Annotated in this window: 18 protein-coding genes; 10 read left to right on the forward strand and 8 right to left on the reverse strand. The window is 54.7% G+C overall.

Annotation, left to right across the window (positions count from 1 at the left end; all coding sequences use genetic code 11):
- Window positions 1–103: 103 nt before the first annotated feature.
- Window positions 104–931 (forward strand): AraC family transcriptional regulator, encoded by an 828-nt coding sequence (locus tag D882_RS0107440; RefSeq protein ID WP_027922647.1) that lies wholly within the window; start codon window positions 104–106, stop codon window positions 929–931.
- Between the two features lie 109 nt (window positions 932–1,040).
- Here D882_RS0107440 and D882_RS0107445 read toward each other — a convergent pair whose 3' ends face one another.
- Window positions 1,041–1,556, reverse strand: coding sequence for a YkgB family protein (locus D882_RS0107445; protein WP_027922648.1), 516 nt, complete (start codon window positions 1,554–1,556; stop codon window positions 1,041–1,043).
- Between the two features lie 540 nt (window positions 1,557–2,096).
- Between D882_RS0107445 and D882_RS0107450 the strand changes: the two genes are divergently transcribed.
- The 4 genes from D882_RS0107450 to D882_RS0107465 all read left to right on the forward strand — a co-directional run bounded on the left by D882_RS0107450 (window position 2,097) and on the right by D882_RS0107465 (window position 4,863).
- Window positions 2,097–3,053, forward strand: coding sequence for an AraC family transcriptional regulator (locus D882_RS0107450; protein WP_027922649.1), 957 nt, complete (start codon window positions 2,097–2,099; stop codon window positions 3,051–3,053).
- 261 nt (window positions 3,054–3,314) lie between these two features.
- Window positions 3,315–3,536, forward strand: a complete 222-nt coding sequence (locus D882_RS0107455; protein ID WP_027922650.1) for a hypothetical protein — start codon at window positions 3,315–3,317, stop codon at window positions 3,534–3,536.
- A gap of 129 nt (window positions 3,537–3,665) precedes the next feature.
- Window positions 3,666–4,283 (forward strand): nitroreductase family protein, encoded by a 618-nt coding sequence (locus tag D882_RS0107460; protein WP_027922651.1) that lies wholly within the window; start codon window positions 3,666–3,668, stop codon window positions 4,281–4,283.
- A 34-nt stretch (window positions 4,284–4,317) separates the two neighbouring features.
- On the forward strand, window positions 4,318–4,863 hold the full coding sequence (locus D882_RS0107465; protein WP_027922652.1) for a carboxymuconolactone decarboxylase family protein: 546 nt from the start codon (window positions 4,318–4,320) through the stop codon (window positions 4,861–4,863).
- A gap of 160 nt (window positions 4,864–5,023) precedes the next feature.
- Here D882_RS0107465 and D882_RS0107470 read toward each other — a convergent pair whose 3' ends face one another.
- Window positions 5,024–5,851 carry an IclR family transcriptional regulator gene (locus tag D882_RS0107470; protein WP_027922653.1) on the reverse strand — a complete coding sequence of 276 codons (828 nt, stop codon included), beginning with the start codon at window positions 5,849–5,851 and terminating at the stop codon, window positions 5,024–5,026.
- A 227-nt stretch (window positions 5,852–6,078) separates the two neighbouring features.
- On the opposite strand from D882_RS0107470, the gene D882_RS0107475 reads away from it, so the two are divergent.
- The 4 genes from D882_RS0107475 to D882_RS0107490 all read left to right on the forward strand — a co-directional run bounded on the left by D882_RS0107475 (window position 6,079) and on the right by D882_RS0107490 (window position 10,247).
- The gene (locus D882_RS0107475; protein ID WP_027922654.1) at window positions 6,079–6,762 is read left to right on the forward strand and encodes a hypothetical protein; all 684 of its coding nucleotides are present in this window, start codon (window positions 6,079–6,081) and stop codon (window positions 6,760–6,762) included.
- 24 nt (window positions 6,763–6,786) lie between these two features.
- On the forward strand, window positions 6,787–7,614 hold the full coding sequence (locus D882_RS0107480) for a sugar phosphate isomerase/epimerase (RefSeq protein WP_027922655.1): 828 nt from the start codon (window positions 6,787–6,789) through the stop codon (window positions 7,612–7,614).
- A gap of 238 nt (window positions 7,615–7,852) precedes the next feature.
- The gene (locus tag D882_RS0107485; RefSeq protein WP_027922656.1) at window positions 7,853–9,262 is read left to right on the forward strand and encodes an MFS transporter; all 1,410 of its coding nucleotides are present in this window, start codon (window positions 7,853–7,855) and stop codon (window positions 9,260–9,262) included.
- A 241-nt stretch (window positions 9,263–9,503) separates the two neighbouring features.
- Window positions 9,504–10,247, forward strand: a complete 744-nt coding sequence (locus D882_RS0107490) for a sulfite exporter TauE/SafE family protein (RefSeq protein ID WP_027922657.1) — start codon at window positions 9,504–9,506, stop codon at window positions 10,245–10,247.
- 358 nt (window positions 10,248–10,605) lie between these two features.
- Here the strand turns inward: D882_RS0107490 and D882_RS0107495 are convergent, their stop codons facing one another.
- The 5 genes from D882_RS0107495 to D882_RS0107515 all read right to left on the reverse strand — a co-directional run bounded on the left by D882_RS0107495 (window position 10,606) and on the right by D882_RS0107515 (window position 16,624).
- Window positions 10,606–11,598: an ABC transporter substrate-binding protein gene (locus D882_RS0107495; protein ID WP_027922658.1), complete on the reverse strand. Its 993-nt coding sequence runs from the start codon at window positions 11,596–11,598 to the stop codon at window positions 10,606–10,608.
- Window positions 11,595–12,821, reverse strand: a complete 1,227-nt coding sequence (locus tag D882_RS0107500; RefSeq protein ID WP_032833460.1) for a Gfo/Idh/MocA family protein — start codon at window positions 12,819–12,821, stop codon at window positions 11,595–11,597. Before D882_RS0107500 ends, D882_RS0107495 begins: the two co-directional genes overlap by 4 nt.
- Window positions 12,821–14,140 carry a Rieske 2Fe-2S domain-containing protein gene (locus D882_RS0107505; RefSeq protein ID WP_027922660.1) on the reverse strand — a complete coding sequence of 440 codons (1,320 nt, stop codon included), beginning with the start codon at window positions 14,138–14,140 and terminating at the stop codon, window positions 12,821–12,823. The genes D882_RS0107500 and D882_RS0107505 overlap by 1 nt, the downstream gene beginning before the upstream one ends.
- A 46-nt stretch (window positions 14,141–14,186) precedes the next feature.
- Window positions 14,187–15,161, reverse strand: a complete 975-nt coding sequence (locus D882_RS0107510) for a PDR/VanB family oxidoreductase (RefSeq protein WP_027922661.1) — start codon at window positions 15,159–15,161, stop codon at window positions 14,187–14,189.
- 110 nt (window positions 15,162–15,271) lie between these two features.
- Window positions 15,272–16,624 carry an MFS transporter gene (locus tag D882_RS0107515; RefSeq protein ID WP_027922662.1) on the reverse strand — a complete coding sequence of 451 codons (1,353 nt, stop codon included), beginning with the start codon at window positions 16,622–16,624 and terminating at the stop codon, window positions 15,272–15,274.
- Window positions 16,625–16,830: 206 nt separating this feature from the next.
- Here D882_RS0107515 and D882_RS0107520 point away from each other — a divergent pair, with 206 nt between their 5' ends.
- Window positions 16,831–17,418 (forward strand): MarR family winged helix-turn-helix transcriptional regulator, encoded by a 588-nt coding sequence (locus D882_RS0107520; protein ID WP_050590156.1) that lies wholly within the window; start codon window positions 16,831–16,833, stop codon window positions 17,416–17,418.
- A 267-nt stretch (window positions 17,419–17,685) separates the two neighbouring features.
- On the opposite strand, the gene D882_RS1000000133135 is transcribed toward D882_RS0107520, so the two are convergent.
- Window positions 17,686–17,820, reverse strand: coding sequence for a hypothetical protein (locus tag D882_RS1000000133135; RefSeq protein WP_256218288.1), 135 nt, complete (start codon window positions 17,818–17,820; stop codon window positions 17,686–17,688).
- Window positions 17,821–18,005: the final 185 nt, after the last annotated feature.

The raw sequence follows: 18,005 nt of genomic DNA on the forward strand, positions 1-18,005 counted from the left end.
AGTTGACAGGGCAGCAGGGAAATTGTGCTACAGACAATTAACAATGGTGTTTTGAAATAGATGAAAATTGTGAAGCAAGATTTCATCTATTGAGGAATTGATTTTGGATCGTCTGTCTACGTTGATGTCTCGATTTGGCGTTCGCGCGAACCTTTTCTACAACGACAAACTTTGTGGGGTTCAGGATTATGGTGGTGTTGATCAGCATGGTCATATCCACCTGCTGAAGGCGGGTACGGTGACAGTGCAAGGCGTTGACAAGCGGGATACGGTTCTTACCCAACCCAGCTTGATATTCTTGCCTCGTCCGCGTCGGCATCGCTTGTTTGCTGATGAATCCGATGGTGCTCAGCTTCTCTGCGCTTCCATGGATTTTGAAGGTGGAATTGATAACCCGCTGTCAGCCTCGCTGCCAGATATGCTTGTTTTGCCTTTGAACGAATTACCATTGTTGGCTACGACACTTACATGGATGTTCGAAGAGGCAGCAGAAGGACAGTGCGGTAAGGAAGCCGTGATCAATCGGCTGTTCGAGTTGCTGATTATATTGCTGTTCCGGCACCTGCTTGATCAGAATCAGTTGCAAACTGGGTTGATGGCTGGATTAGCAGATCCTCGACTTGCACATTCTTTGGTAAGCGTCCATGACGCGCCTCACCACCCTTGGTCAATCGCGGAGATGGCTGAAGAATCTAACATGTCACGCTCTGCCTACGCTGCGCATTTCCGAACCATCGTAGGGCAAACACCCGCAGAATATTTATTGAGCTGGCGTGTGAGTCTGGCTCAGAAGCTATTACGAGAAGGTCGAGCGATCAATTTGATTGCTACAGATGTGGGGTATGACAGCCCGTCAGCTCTGTCACGAGCATTTCGCAGAAAAACAGGAGTCAGTCCCCGTGAATGGACTAAAAGTGCTAACGGTAAATGAGGGTCGGGGTTACAGATCTTTTTTTTCTGAGATGTAGCGTCGGTCTATGAACCTGCACAAACAATGGCCTGAGTACGATTCGCACTCAGGCCATTGAAGTGGTCATCAATCAATTAGAACGGGATTCAAGCTCAACTAGCGAATGCCCTGCCACGAAAATCGAGGCGGCTAACAAACCGATGTCTTTGAGCAGAAATTGACCTGGAGCAATAGTGATGGCTGGAAATCCAAGTCCAGGTTCGAACACGCCCGGAGTTGAAAACATAAAGCTTACAGTCGTGACAAACAAACCGGCAGATAGAGCACCTCCGAGGATAGAAAGCTTCGGAGAAACGAAGCGACCCAGTATCAGTGCCCCGATGGACACCTCAAGAATGCCCAACAAGCCGGAAAAGGTGTCGACACTGAAAATCTCATATACCCAGCCGAGCAGTGGGCTGTTCCCAACCAATGGAACCAAACCTTGCGCTTCATAGTGGGTAAATTTCATACCCCCGAACCAGAAGTAGATCACGGCAAGAGCGACATAAACGCCAAAAATTCCTAGGTTCATTGTGGTTACACCCAATGAACGTTTTTGGGTATTGCCGTCTACTTTGTAATTTGCAGCAGTCAGAGTTTTCATGAGATTGAATTCCAAATAGTAGGTAACGGATTTGGCATGACGTCAGCCCGGGGGGTGCTTGTTTCTGACTGTCCGTATGTCGTTTTAAAATCCAACGGGGTTAGCACGTTGGGGGTGTGGAGATTGTTACCTTTAAGTGGAAATCGATGTGCTCCAAACGTGCAATATTTGGTGCAGATCGTCTCGAACAATGGCTTTTTAGCCATCTCATGCTTGAACGGTGTCTGATTGGCGGCGAGCCATTGGGCTTCGGTACAAAGCCTGGAAAAGGAGTCTCTTGTTACCTGGGATCAGTTGATCAACGAGGCGTAAGGCCGCCTCATTGATCGATTGTTTCCGGATGGGGACCTTGAGCTGCTTGGTCGTCAAACAACTCGATAGCCCTGGCCTGATATTTGGCGTTGGAAAACGTGGCAACTTTTCCCACCTGTTCGCGGCGCGCACCAGTCGCCTTTTCTTCCTTGCTTCTGGCGAAGCTGACCAGTGCAGTAATGTGTAACCGCGATAAGATGCTAAAACGCTTTCAGTTATCGAGTTCCTATGCCCCAAATCGACTGGCTCAGCCATCTCCTAAAAATGATCACCATCACTGGCCAGTTGGAGGTCCGTTGCGCCTACGGGGCACCTTGGCGTGTAGACAGGGTTCAGTCCGCGGCTCATGAAATTCCCTACCACATCGTGCTCAAAGGGCGGGCTGTTATAGAGGATCCAGAGACTGGGACGACAAGGGATCTGGGAGCTGGCGATATCGTGCTGTTGCCGCATGGGTCGGCGCACATGTTGCACGATGGCAGCGGACATGAGCCGAAACCCACCTGCAATCACCAAGGTCTTGGGGGGTGGACGCTCAGTGAGAATGATGGCGGTGACGAGCACTTGGATATGTTGTGCGGACGATTTTTCATCGAGCCCCCCCATGGACGGCTGATTCACAATTACCTACCCAAAAATTTAACGGTGCGCGCTGTTGACGATCCCTGCGAAGAGGGCGTTGGGTCCGCTTCGATTCACCTCGCCAGCCTTATCGGGCTGATGCGTATGGAATCTAGCGGAGACAAACCAGGCGGAAACGCCATGCTCAATGCGCTTTCCTCGGCTCTGTTCACGCTGGTATTACGTACGGCGAGTGAGTCTGAGCTAGCTCCTGCAGGGTTGTTGGCGCTTGCAGGTCATCCACGATTGGCCCCTGCCATTTCAGCTATGTTCTCCGATCCGGCGCGTGCCTGGAACCTGCCGGATCTGGCGGACTTGTGCAGCATGTCACGGGCAACCTTCATGCGACATTTTCAGGACAAGCTTGGACGCTCCGCCATCGAACTGCTCACCGATATTCGGATGAGCTTGGCCGCCAACGAACTGAAGAAACCATCGATGACCTCCGAGGCGGTGGCCGAGACAGTCGGTTATCGATCCGTAGCGGCTTTCCGGCGTGTATTTGCCGAAACCATGGGGATGACGGCCGGACAATGGCGCCGTCTGGCGCGTGAGGGCGAATAATACGTTTCGTTTTTCGTGCGTCACCTGAATAAGCCTAGACCCATCAGCGAGGTGCAGCCGTTCCTTCGCGAACGAAGAGCACGGCCATACCGGCACTTTATATATCCCGATCTGAGTTGTGTCCTGCCATGCTTCGGCTTGGAAGATAAATTATCTTCAGTTGATCCTTTTGAGCATTTTATTGAGTTGTTCTAGTCTCGAAAGAAACAAGTGGTCGGCCTAAAGTAGTGACTCCTAACCACTTGGTGAAAGAGTCACGCCATGAGCCGAATTGCTTTTCCCGCCATAGAGTTCTCCCGCAGCGCAGTCACTGATATCTGCGTACAGGTCAGGAAGGTCATTCATGGTGGTGTCGCGAACGCGGACGTCACGTTCAGCTATCTCGATCCAGTTTCGGTTGGCCTGGTTTACACCGACACCCAGTGGATGAGATCCGATAACTATCGCGCTCACTCTGCTCACAAAAACGTTCACCAGTATTAACGCTACCAACATCGACTTTCAGCTCTTCGAGAAAGCCGCTTTGCCAGGCGACTAGGGCATTTCTCGTCCAGATTTCGCCCCGCAGCACATAGATGTATTGCGCACCAAAACCTTCATATGGGAGTCATCATGTCTAACGCCGTTATCGAATCCATCCTCAGCCGTAGCGCCGCTAAATATTACGATCCTGCTGCCACCTTGAGTGATGAACAAATCCGCGAGTTGGTGCGAATCGGCACCAGCGCGCCAACATCCTTCCACCTACAGAACTGGCGCTTTATTGCGGTACGCACACCTGAAGCCAAAGCTCGGTTGAGTCCGATCGCCTGGAGTCAGCCGCCGATCACTGAAGCCGCCGTTACTTTCATCATCTGCGGCCAATTAGCCGATTCCAGCGTAATACCGGATCGCCTGGCACCGTTGGTTGAAGCGGGCGTCATGCCTGCGGCGATGGTGTCGGATTGGGAGGTCCCTGCGCGCGGTTTGTATTTAGAGCACCCGCAGCGCCAGCGCGACGAGGCAGTACGCACAGCCACCTTCGGTGCGTCGGCGATCATTTATGCCGCCCGTTCGCTAGGTCTGGGTTCGACGCCGATGATCGGTTTCGATGCCGAAGAGGTGGTTCGCGAGTTCGGACTGGCTGAAAACGAAGTGCCGGTCATGTTGTTGTCCATAGGCGCAGAGCGCCCAGGAAACTGGGCACAAAAGCCGCGTCGGCCGTTGGCTGAAGTGTTGGATCTCGTTTAATTTTCAGTAAAACCAGTAAGTTACGGAGACTACTATGTCTAGAAGTGCAGTTCTAACGCCGGAACACGTGCCGGCTGATTCGAAACCGACTCTCGATGCGTTCACCAAGAACATCGGGTTCACTCCCAATATGATGGCTACCTTCGCGCAGAGCCCAATCGCGTTCAACGCATGGGCGGCCCTGCTCGGCTCCATGAGCAAAGCGCTCGACGTAAAGACGCGTGACAGCATCGGCCTCGCCGTCTCTGAAGCGAATGGCTGCAACTACTGCCTGACGGTTCACAGCTTTACGGCCGAGCACATGGCCAAGCTCCCGGCTGAAGAAGTCATTCTCGCTCGCAAGGGCCAGGCCACTGACCCAAAGCGCCACGCTGCCCTTCAGTTCGCGCACAAGGTCATCGAGACTCGCGGCAAGATCAGTGATGCTGATCTGAAAGCCGTCCGCGACGCTGGCTACACAGATGCGAATGTCATGGAGATCATCGCGTTGGTGGCCATGTACTCCCTGACGAATTTTTTCAATAACGTGTTCGATCCCGAGAAAGACTTTCCTGCCGTACCACCGGCTGGCTCGATCTGAACTTTATCCACGCGCATCGACCATCTCTGAAGAGTCCAAGAGATGTCATCTGATGCGAACGTAACACCGAAGCCTGGATGCGCCCAAGAAAAAATCTTGGATACGTGTCCGGGCTTTCTCACTGTGAGCATCAGCTACTGTTTGCCCCAGCGGGATGACATTACCTCTTAGTGTCGCGTTTACTGACCACGTTGCCCCAAGTACCCACGTTTGCAGATTTCAAGAGCGCCGAAGAATTTCCTGCCACCGCTAGTTCGTCCGCGGCCGCCAATAGTGCTGGTCCAAACTGCTGCATACGCTCCAGCGTAAGGCGGGAGGAGGGGCCCGCGATCACGACTACGCCTGTTGTGGGCTCGTTAGCGCGCTTGATGGGTGCGGCCATGGAGCTCATGCCCAGGGCATAGGCGTCCTGGATGATGCTGTATCCGCGCCCGCGATGCTCATCCAACTCCGTCAGCAAGGCCTTGATGGATATCGGCGCGTTCGGTCCGAAGTCTTTTGGCTTGCCAATCCCCTGTCGTGTCACGTACTCGATGGCTACATCCTCGGGTAGCGTCATGAGCCAGGCTTGGCCTGCCGCACTGCAGGACAACTTCAAATCTATGCCCATGTCCGGGTCATACAGCAGGCCGGATTTCGCGCCCTGCGCCTTTGCCACCAGTGTCAGGCGATCCTCGTCGACGATGCCCAGCCGAACAAGTTCGGCGGTCGTTTGAGCCAGGCGATCGATTACCGGTTGGGCAATGTCCAGAACGCCCGACTTGCTCAAAAAGCTGAGACCCATCGATGCCATTTTTGTGGTGAGCGCATAGTCGCCGCGTTGCGGCATTTGGCGCACATAGCCGTAACGAATCAATTCATGCAGCGTCCTGTGGCAGCCGCTGCGAAGCTGGTTCAGGTCAGTTGAGATCTGAGCCAGGGCGACCCCGTCCGGGTAGTCGGTGAGGTACTCGAGGATATCCAGTGATTTTTCCAGTGCTCCGCTCATAAAATATCCGCTAATTCAAAATTTGAATATTAGAATAATTTTGAAAGGTATTCAAGTTTTGTGTATTGTCCGATTTCACCAGCCCGGACCGTTCTGGGTGAACGACGATGAGGACGACTTTGAATGTACAAAATCAACACACTGCGTAGCTCCTTGGTAGCAGAGGTCGAGGCGACCGGATTGCTCAGCGCGATGGCACACATACGCGGCATGAACTGAGGTCGACGATGTCTCTTCTTGGAAACGCAGCCCTCGCCATGTGGTGGAACATGGCTCCCGATATGCGAGAAGACTTCGAGCATTGGCACTCCCATGAGCATTTCCCCGAGCGGCTTGGCATTCCTGGATTCCACCGCAGTTCGAGGTGGACCCGTGTGAACGGTGGGGAAGGCATTTTCGTGATGTACGAATTGGAGAACTTCGACGTCCTGTCGTCGCCCTCGTACCTTGAACGATTGAATGCACCCACTCCTTGGTCGATCAAGTTGATGCCGCACCACAGAAATATGGTGCGCAGTCAATCGCATGTCCTTGAGTCGCGTGGCGGTGCTGTGGCGCGCAACGCGCTGACTATCCGTTTCGCCCCGAAGCGCGGACGTGAGGCCGAGCTCCGACAGTCTCTAAAGGCACTCATCGATGAGCTATCTGTTCGTCCTGGAATTACAGGTGCTCATCTACTGAAGCACGAGACGCCTTTGATCGCTCAGACAACGGAACAAAAGATCCGTGGTACGGCAGATCAGGTTGCGGATTGGGCGTTGGTTGTCTGCGGATACGACACGGATGCGGTGCAGGCTCTAAATAGTTTCGAGCTTTCCGAACCTTCGCTCGTAAGCCTGGGCGCACAGCCGGCTCAAAAGAGCGACCTCTATTCGCTTTCCTATTCTGCGACACCTGCAGACGTTTATTGAGTGCACCACAGGGAGTTCAAATCCATGAACAACAGCACGTTGCACACACTTTGCCTCGCGCATTTGACGTTGATCGAACTGACACCGCCCGAGTTGGTTGACGCTGCGGCTGACGCCGGATTTTCCCAGGTCAGCATGAGGCTCGCGCCTGCTTCTACGGGAGAGCGCCAGCACCCCATGATTGGTAATACACAGATGATGCGCGACACCCTGGCGCGAATGCGCGATCGAGGGGTCTGTGTACATGACGTTGAGCTGGTTCGACTTACGCCAGACACCAGGCTTGCCGAACTGGAGCCGTTGCTTGCAGCTGCTGAGATGCTTGGAGCCAAGCATGTGCTTGTAGCAGGGGATAGCGACGACGAGGCTGCGATTGCTCGGCGCTTCGGCGAGCTTAGCGCTATTGGAGAACGTTACGGGTTGCACATGGGCTTAGAGTTCATGCCTTGGAGAGGCATCAAGAACCTGCCGTCCGCGTGTCGCGTAGTTGAGGCTGCGGGGACTGGCGGGGTCGTGGTGGACGCGATTCACCTTGCCCGCTCAGGCGGCACGCCAGAGGATCTCGCGCGGCTACCAAAGAACATGTGGGCGTATTTCCAGATCTGCGATGCACCTTCAAAGGCGCCGATTTCTGAGGAGGAATTGCTGTTCCAAGCGCGGAGTGCTCGGCTCCCTCCTGGAAAGGGCGGTCTCGACCTTATTCCGATGATTCGAGCCCTTCCACCCGAGACAGTTATCTCCATCGAAGTACCACTTCACGGGTTGCCCGATCTGCTGGCACCGGTGGCACGCGCGCGCATGCTTCGGGCCGCTACGCTCGAGATCCTGGCGAAAGCCCATGCTGCCCAATAGCGGGATCCGCGTTTGGTGCAAAGCGCGCGCAACTTAATCGTTTTTTGCGCGGCGCCAATATCCACCAGCTTTGTTCCTGCCGGGATAACGCTCGATGCGACCGCTGTCGTCTGCGATTCATGGAAATTTTAATAAATGTAAGACCTTGGGTGAGTAACACGAAGACAGCGAATACCACTGGCTTCACCCGCTAGAACTCGACCAGCCAACTCTCAAAATAAAAATACTGGAGACTATAATGGCAGACGCCTCGGACCGCGCACACCGCGCGAAACAACAGATTAAGAAGGCTGCTGCCAGCGGCTGGATTGGATCGGCGCTGGAATTTTACGACTTCTTCATTTACGCCACAGCGGCATCGCTGATCTTTCCCCAAATCTTTTTTCCCAATAAGGATCCCAAGCTCGTCCTCATCGCGTCATTGGCGACCTATGGTGTGGGTTACATCGCTCGTCCGATCGGTGCTTTCTTCCTCGGGCATTGGGGTGACACGCATGGGCGTAAGCAGGTGTTGGTCCTGTGTATGTTTCTCATGGGCTTTTCGACGATGGGCGTCGGGCTATTGCCGACTTACGAACAGGTCGGCCTGCTTGCCCCTGTGCTTCTCGTCTTGCTACGACTGATACAGGGCTTCGCTGTGGCTGGAGAGGTATCGGGGGCCACTTCAATGATTCTCGAACACGCGCCTTTTGGTCGACGGGGTTTCTACGCCAGCTTCACAATGCAGGGTGTACAAGCGGGACAGATTTTTGCTGCAGCTGTCTTCCTGCCGCTCGCTTACTACATGCCCACTGAGGCGTTCAACGCCTGGGGTTGGCGCATCCCCTTCCTGCTCAGCTTCATTGTCATCATCGCGGGTTACATCATCCGCCGCGAGGTCGACGAATCACTTGCATTCGCTGAAGAGGGCGCACGCGGTGCGGCTTTTAAGGCGCCGGTTATCCAAGTTGTTACAGACAGCTGGAAGGACATGCTGCGAGTGATGTGCTGTTCTCTGATGAACGTCATTCCAGTGGTAACAATGATTTTCGGAGCGGCTTACGCGGTCCAGCCCGGCTATGGCATCGGATTCGAGAAGGAGGTTTACTTGTGGATCCCGGTCATGGGCAATATTGTCGCCGTGCTCGTCACCCCGCTAGCCGGCAACCTGTCAGACAAGTTCGGCCGTAGGCCGCTGATCATCATCGGTGCACTCGCTCCAGGATTGCTGTCGTTCGTATATCTCTATGCCATCAGCATTCATAGCATCTCGTTAGCGATCGTGACGTCACTGTTGATGTGGGGAGTCCTTTATCAAGGTTACAACGCGGTTTTCCCGAGTTTCTACCCGGAAATGTTCCCGACTCGCACCCGTGTCTCGGGCATGGCCATCTCCCAGAACCTCGGCACTGCCGCCACAGCCATGCTTCCGGCGCTATTCGTCGCTGTTGCTCCGCCAGGTTCGGTCAACATTCCGATGACAATCGGGGCGATCACCCTGGGCGTGACGGTTGTCGCGGCAATCGCAGCCTGGACCGCCAGAGAAACCTCCCGAATCCCCTTGAACGACCTGGGCAATCCCGACGCGGTTCCTGTTCCTGAGCAGGAGTACGAACGGCTTCGAGAACAGGCTGTGGTCGACGTGCGGGTGGCCAAGGCATCTACCTGAGTTCTGGCTTTCAGGGGGCCTCAGCGTAATGCAAGGCCCGATGGACTCCCTTTAACGTGTTGAAAGCAGGAATTTGGCGAGGCTTGCGGTTCTAAGACGAATGGCCACGGTAGATTCTGTGCTCAAGTTCGGAATTTCAGCGAGTCTCCACTGGGGATGAAATGACAAGATTAATCATGTGGCATTGCCAGGGACCGGAAAGAATTCTGGTATTGATGCTCGCTATCACGGCGCCTAAACCTTGAACTTGGACACCTACTTTTTTCTAACCGTACTTGCAGCCTTCCTGGTGGGTTTGTCAAAGGGGGGCTTGCCTAGTATCAGCATGTTAGCCGTGCCACTGCTGTCACTGGTGATGTCGCCGGTCAAGGCGGCGGCATTGCTGTTGCCGATCTTTGTGATTTCCGATTGGGTGGGGGTTTACCTGTATCGGCGTGACTTTAGCAAGGCTAATCTGCGATTGCTGATCCCCGCAGGTATCGTCGGTGTGTTTGCAGGTTGGCTGACGGCATCCTTCGTGTCGGACCGGGTCGTCACCTTCCTGATCGGCGCCATGGGCGTAGCCTTTTGTCTGAATGTGTGGCTGCGCAAGCAAACCGATGGGGCACCGCAGCCTGCAGACCGTGCCAAGGGCTGGTTCTGGGGCACGCTGGCGGGTTTCACCAGTTTCATTTCCCATTCTGGCGGGCCACCGTTTCAGATGTTCACGCTGCCGCAAAAACTAGCCAAGGCCGAGTTTGCCGGAACCGCCACTATTGTTTTTGCGGTTATCAACGCAGCAAAGATTGTTCCTTACCAGAACCTGCGTCCGTACTCCCATGAAACGCTGTTGGATGCAATGGTACTGATCCCATTTGCTCTGATAGGTACGGTCGCTGGCGCTTACCTTACGCGGAAGATTTCCGATATTTGGTTTTACCGCATTGTGCAGCTCAGCCTGTTTTTGGTATCCGTCAAACTGCTGGCGGACGCAGTACACAACTAATCCATTAACTCAATCGACGGTTGGATTATTGCGAGTTTGGTACGAAAAAGAATACGTCCCCGTCAAGTCTGCTTAAGATAATGTCAGGGTAATGATGGGAGTACCTTCACGCGGTGCTCCGCTGCATAAATGGATTCATCCAGGCTTGCCTCTCGTGTTTTACAAGCATTCATCTTGATTTGCTGCAATGCTTCCATTTCTTGAAAGGGAAGGAGCGGAAAAAGCGATTGACTTGGTTGAGCGGCTGGCGCTGGGTGGCAGATATAAAAAAGTCGTGACCGCCATCTACCTGCACGATAGGGGCAGCCACAAAATTTATTACCTTGCTCAGTACACTAAACCTTCGCTACGACTTCCGTTAAATCTTGAAACTCTCCAACGAAGCTGGATGGAACAGCTCCTCGGGCTGAAGTAAGCGCGACGACAGTCCTTCTGCGTGGTGTCGTTCCAGAAAGCGGCTGAGTACATGACGGTTTGCTTCGAAACCATAGGACCAGAAGTCCTCACCGAGCAACTGACGGGCCGCTCTTAACTGATCCTCAATAAACGGTAGCGTTACCTTGGTAGCGGAGGTATCGCTCAATTTGTGCAGCGCTACGGACTTAGACTTCTCGAATGCTTTGGCTATGGCCCCGGGTAGCCATGGGTGCTGCTCGGCCAGCGTGCGCCGGATTCCCAGCAAGTGCATGATCGGGAATAGCTGAGTGCGGCGATACCAGTCCGAGGCCGCTCCTTGAGGATCACGATAAAGATAGCTGACCTTAGGATGACCTTGAGTGAAACAGGAAGGTGCACGTGGACCGATCACAGCATCCAGTTCACCGGAGGCGAGCATGCCAGAAAGCGTTTCAGTCACCGGTGCGTTCTCAACGATTACATCCGCCGGTAGCTTCAGAACAATTTTCTCCAGACGCCCGGTTTCTTCATACCCACCACGAACCCAAGTGACGTCCGACGCTTTCAAACCATGGTCTTCTTCCAGGAATAGCCGAACCCATACGTTCGCCGTCAACTGGTACTCCGGCACACCGATACGTTTGCCCTTGAGGTCTGCTGCGGACTCAATTCCGCGATCATTGCGGATGTAGATCGATGTGTGACGAAACGCGCGGGATGGGAAGACAGGGACAGCAATATAAGGACTGGTGCCAGCTGCGGTTTTAACGCTGTAACTGCTCAAAGATAACTCACAGATGTCGTAGTCAGCGTGGCGAAATGCGCGAAAGAAGATCTCTTCGGGATCTTGCAGCATAAAGATTGGGTCGACACCATCGATCTGTACTTCGCCGTCCACCAATGGCCGAATGCGATCATAATTGCCCACAGCGATGGATAGGTTCAATTTGTTCATAATTGGTTCTCGCAAGATTGAGTAACTGCAGCATTCACACCCAGTGTGACGTCGCGTTGTTCTTCGTTGGATCGCAGCATGGCGAGACAGATCTCTAATGTGTCGCGAGCCCATTCGCCGTCATGTAGCGGAGTGATCCCGTAAAACAGAGCCAGATACAGCTCGTCTATGACTTCGGACCGCGGCACCGCTGGCCGCTCAAGCATCAGTCGATCACGACTATTCGGCCCGTAGATCATGACGGCATCCGCCATAGGCTTAAGATCGCCACCTACGCACGACACAATAATCGGGCCGAAATGCTGAAAGGCCGTCGCGGCGTCGGCTGGAGAGGGGCTGACGTAGCGTGTGCCGCCATAAGTGCCCTCAGCTTTGAGCCGCGCCTCCTCATCTGCCGATTGCACCTGCTGCAACAACCGACGGGCGTCGCCGTAAGCTTCAGGGCTTTTGGGCTTGCCCATTTCCCCAATCCACTCCATCCACTCGTCGGAGTCGAAGTGTCCGTAGCCGTTGTAGGTAATGGAGGCGAATGCCCCATTCTCGAACCATAGAGTGGCTGTGTAGGCGCCTTCAGTTGGCCGGGCGGGGTCCCAGTTACCCACTGCCGCGCGGACACGGGTAGCACGGCTGCCAGCTAGCAAACGGACCACGTCTACTTGATGCGCAGCCTGGCTGAATACTGCTCCGCCGCCTTCAGCGGTGGAGAGCTCTTCCGCGCGGCGAGGACGCTGCAGGTAGTCGGTGTAGTTCAGCGCTTGAATCATCTTGACTGCGCCAAACTTGCCGCTGCCGATCAGCTCCCGGGTACGCAGGTAGGGGGTATCGAAGCTGTGGCAATGCCCAACGATTAGCTTCACGCCAGCATCGGCGCAATCGGCGATCATCCGATCGCATTCGTCCAGAGACAGCGCCATGGGTTTTTCGACCAGCACGTGCTTGCGATGAGCGGCGGCTATACGGGTGTGCTCAGCGTGAAACTGATGCGGGCTAGCGATGTACAAGGCGTCGACGTTACTGTCAGCAGCCAAAGCTTCGATGGTCTCGTAGGCAGGAGCATCGAAATCCCTTTCGAATTGCTCGCGGGCTTGTGTACGTGGATCACAGGCGCCCACCAATTGAACGCGACGGTCGGCTAGGAAGGTTGGCAGCATGAGCGTGAATGCTCGACCTAGACCGACTATGCCTAGGCGCAGCCGGCGCGAAGATTCTGCGTGGCTGGCCATCACACACGGACCTCATAATCGGGCTCGGCAACCATATCGGCATTGCCGCCGGCCCATACGTAATGACTTTTATATTCACGCCAGTCGATGTCCTTGGGCACGATCGCTTGGAACGAACAGATGCTGGAAGGGATCGCTTTCTCGCCTGTACCGATAGCCGTATCACCTGCTTGGAATGCCGCAAGTGCATCAAGCATCACTCGGCGGAACTCCACTACCGCGACGTCACTGGCGCCCAAGCGTTCATCGGAGCGGTTGGCGATGGGCCCCATAGTCACCCACATGGCAATATCTTGATTGGGGAAGCCTTTGATGCCCGTAAAATTACCGTTTTTCATAGCTTCACGATCTTGCCAGAATCGGTTCTCGTGGTTACGCAGAGGACGGTAGTTGTTATCCAGATCGATGCCGGGCTGCTGACCGAGAAACTTGCGCCAGGTTTCGGTTTCCGGGGTGTGATCTGGATTTCCCCAGGCCATGAAATAGAAGGCCGTGTGGGTGTCGTCGATGGGGACGTTGATATTCGCCACGTTGTACAAGTTATTCGGTGGAATCAACGCGGTTGCGGGGGCTACGAACACGGTAGAGCGCACATACTCGTTTGTGGCCGCATTCTGAATAGGACGGCGCAGAGCGGCATAACGGAAGCCATAGCTGGTGCGGTCAACTTGCATGCGCGGCGCTTTGTCCGTGGACGGTCTTAGCCAGTTTTTCGAGGTTGCTTCTGCCCCCCCGACCCGGGCTGGAACGAAGTCGGATGAGTGCAGGCTTGAGCTGTGTGCCGAGTCGATGGCGCCTTCCAGGATCTGCGCCCAGTTGCAGGGAATGATTGTCTTAGCGATGCTCACTCGAACATGCTCATGAGGTGCCCAGGCCGGTGGCACGAATTCGGGAATTGCGTCCTGTGGCCCCATGTAGGCCCAGACGAAACCGCCCCATTCGCGGGTTTTGTAGGCCGTGTGCTTGACCTTCTGGCACATGTTGCTGGCGGCAGGTTCGGAAACCATTTCCACCACATTACCGTCCACATCCATCTTCCAGCCGTGATACAGGCAGCGCAATCCCGAGTTTTCATTGCGGCCGTAGATCAGCGACACGCGGCGATGCGGGCAATACTCGTCCATGACACCCACGCGACCATCGGTGTCGCGAAACACGACCAAGTCCTCACCGAACAGACGGGCCCTGACAGGCGTGCCGTCAGGCTCGCTGACTTCTTCGATCAAACATACTGGCGTCCAGTGACGGCGCATCATCTGGCCCATCGGTGCGTCGCCTTCGACGCGGCAGAGCAACAGGTTCTCTTCTGGGGTCAACATTTAATATCTCCAGCGTTCAACTAATCGTTTGTAAAAAAGGACTCGCCTAGAGGTCGAGTACCAGCACGTCATTTCTGGCTCGGGAAACGCAAATCATGATCTGATCGTGCTGTTCGTCCTCACGCAGCACCATGTCGCGATGCTCGACGTCACCTTCAATCAGACGGGTACGGCAAGAGCCGCAGGTGCCACTCTCACAAGAACTTGGTGCCCGGATACCGTTGTCGCGCAGAACTTCCAGAATCGAGCGGTCGGCGGGAATTTCGAGGTCGATTCCGCTCCGGCCAAGGGTCACCGAAAAAGGTCGGTTTTCGGCGAAGCGACTCTGGTCGACGCCGAAGCTTTCAAAATGTATGGAGCCGGGTGGCCAGTGCCCCGTCATGTCCAGCACGCTGTCCATCAATGGGCGGGGGCCACAGCAGTACACATGTGTACCGCTGCTCGGTTTGTCGAAAACAGGCCAGAAATCGTAAGCGTCTGCGGGATTGCCGAAGTCGTGGTGAATGACTACCGTGTTAACAAATTCGGCCCCCAGCAGCTCATCCCTGAAGGCTGTGAATTCCGGGTTACGGGTGCAGTAGTAAAGTTTGAAGGGGATGTCGGTGCTGGCCTTCAGGTGACGCATCATCGACAGGATCGGGGTAATACCGATGCCTCCGGCGACGAAGATGAACTGTCGGGCATTCTCGGTAAGTTCGAACTCATTTTGCGGTGTTGCCACCGGTAGCAAGTCGCCTGCCTCGATATCATCGGCCATGCTCACCGAACCGCCTCGTCCGTTGGCGTCACGCTTAACCGCAATGACATAACGCTCACGATCTTGCGGGTCGTTGCTCAATGAGTAATTGCGGATGCTTCCGTTGGGCACCTTTACCCTGAGGTGCGCACCGGCCGTAAACGCTGGCAGAAGCAACCCCTGCGGGTGGGCCAATTCGAAGCGGAAAATGCCTTGGGCAATTTCGGTTTTGGCGGTCACCTTGAGGCCAGTGAACCCATCATCGAGCTGTTCGGAACTACTCATCGCTGTTTCCTCATTACATCCAGTCGCGGGCTGAACACGCCCGCGAACCGAGACTTGCATAGATATCTAACATTTTTTGGGCGTGATTCGGCCAATCAGACCGCTTGATCCTATTCGTCGGTAAGTGGCTTTTCGCTCAAGGCGTTAGCTGGCACCGCAATCAGAACCGCCAGACCACCCGCCAGGACCAGTGCCCCGATTACGGTTAGTCCGATAGCGAGGCTGCCGGTGACTGTGTTGATCCAGCCCAGTCCGATAGGCGCACAGAACGCTCCGATTTGACCAAGAGAACTGATTGCCGAAATACCCCCTGCGGCGGACTCATCATTAAGATAAGCGGGAGGAATCGACCAGATGATCGCTGCGGCACCAAAGTACGACACCGCAATCATTGCCAGGCAAGTAATTGAAATAATGGCCGAGCCCACAACGTGAGGCAGCAGGCAGGCGCCCAAGGCACCGAAGGCGATACTGAAAAAGAAGTGCTTGCGTCGCTCCAGACGAATGTCGGAGCTGCGCGCAATGAGGATCATGGCGATCGCGCCCACGATGTATGGCACGGTGGAAAGCAATCCGACTTGCAGCACATCCTGGATGCCTGTGTTCCGGATGATGGTAGGCGTCCAGTAATTGAGGATCGTGCCACATAGCGGCACGGTGGCCCAACCAGCAGCAAGGACGTATACGCGCGGATCCTTGAGCGCTGCCAGCACAGCATGACGCTTGTCGGTAACGGGTTTCTTGCCTGCACGGTCAGCGGCCAACGCGTCGAGAATAATGGATTTTTCCTCGTCGTCGAGCCACTTTGCCTGCTCGGGTTTATCTACCAGATAGAAGTAGGCCATCACACCCATTACAGCAGCAGGAAGACCTTCCAGGAGGAACATCCACTGCCAGTTTTTCATTCCCATGACGTCGACGAAATGCGTAAGTATCCAACCGGACAGGGGGCCGCCGATGATTCCCGCCGCGGCGATGGCCAGCAAGAAGCGCGAGGTGATGCGAGCGCGCCTGGCACCTGGATACCAATAGGTCAGATAAAGAATGATTCCAGGCCAGAAGCCAGCTTCGGCAGCGCCCAACAGGGCACGGGCAATGTAGAACTGAGTGGGCGTTGTCATGAACGCCATGGACGCTGAGATCAAGCCCCACAGCACCATGATCCGGGTGATCGTCAACCGGGCACCAATCTTTTGCAGGTAAAGCGTGCTGGGTATTTCCAATGCGATGTAGCCAATGAAAAACAAGCTTACGCCGAGTCCGTAGGCAGCATCGCTCATACCTAAATCGTGCTTCAGGTAAACCTGCGCGAAGCTGATGTTCACGCGATCCAGATAATTGAGAACCCAGGCCACGAAAATGAAAGTCATCAAGCGTAACGTGACTTTTCTATAGATCTTCTCGATGCGCTCATGGTTGCGCTGGAGAAGATGGGGCACGGCATCTGTCATTGTTGTTGTCATTGTGCACGCCTCGGACTTTGTGTAGCGCAGCCGAAGCCTGGGGGGCCTGGCGCGCTTTTTTATTAGGTCTCTAAGATAATATGGAGATTTTTTTCTGCGCGCAATGAAAAAGGAACGATATCTAATTATTTTATGAGCTGACGCATGTGTTTCGACAACGCGTTATGCTTACTCCGCTTACGCGAGTGATGAGAACGGACCTTGATATGACTGCACCAAAGCCTTTGGCCCCCAAACAACCTGAAACCCAGGAAATACTCAGGCATTGGCACGATGTCGTGCCTGATGATCGTCTCGCTCACTTGGTCAAGGATGCAACGCGCGCGCTGATCAGAGCGCTGCAGATGCGATTAACTGAACACGGCGTATCCTTTGGTCATTGGGCATTCTTGCGAATCCTCTGGGAGACAGACGGGTTGACTCAAAAACAGCTCAGCACTCAGGCTGGACTGATGGAGCCTACGACCTTCGCAGCGGTGAAGGCGATGGAAAAACTGGGTTACGTAGCCCGACAGCAGAGGCCGGAAAATAAAAAAAATGTTCACGTTTTCCTCACCGAGGAAGGACGCCGGCTGAAGGATGTTTTGATTCCTCTGGCGCTAGAAGTCAACGAGGTGAGTGTGGCCGGGCTTAAGGAGCAAGACGTCGAAACAGCACGACACGTTCTATTGACAGTGATAGAGAATCTCGCAAACGCTGAAGCGAATTCCATCAATCCCTCTCATCGGGTACCGTCAACGCGGGAGGTTGGACGTATGATCAATGAGCGCGGCGAAACTATTTGCCCGGATTAATGCCGTGTCGCAAACCGTTGAAGCTACCTCAGTGTTCCAATCCGTCGGAATTGAACTGTTTTCTCAAGCTCTGCTTGACGCATCTTCAGATTGCCTCGTCTCCTGGTGTTCCGCTTTTCGTACACCCGTGAACGTCTGGAAGGCTGCACCTCAGACGTTTGATCAGTTGCTGAAGACGCTTCTGAAGTAGCGGGACGATCGTAAACGCGCGGCCGGCACCTAGTCCTGACAACATCCAGAATTAGCAAAAATAGTGTCCATCATTTTTTAGTGGACAGTGTCTAGGTTGCCGCTGCCGCTGCCGCTGCCGCTGCCGCTGCCGCTGCCGCTGCCGCTGCCGCTGCCGCTGCCGCTGCCGCTGCCGCTGCCGCTGCCGCTGCCGCTGCCCGTCGACGCGGTCACCGTTCCAACTTCCCACCAGAGTTCAAACACAAGTCAGAGTGAACTGACACCTCAATCGAACTGACACGGCCAATCGAACCGACACCTCACGTTGTCTCTCGGCGCAGCTGTTGCCTGAACAGCTGCCACATAAAACCTATGTCCACCAGCCTGAGGCGCAATGCTCGGTTGCGGTGTGAGGTTTC

The organism is Pseudomonas sp. URMO17WK12:I12, assembly GCF_000514395.1.
Classification (GTDB): Bacteria; Pseudomonadota; Gammaproteobacteria; order Pseudomonadales; family Pseudomonadaceae; genus Aquipseudomonas; species Aquipseudomonas mucoides.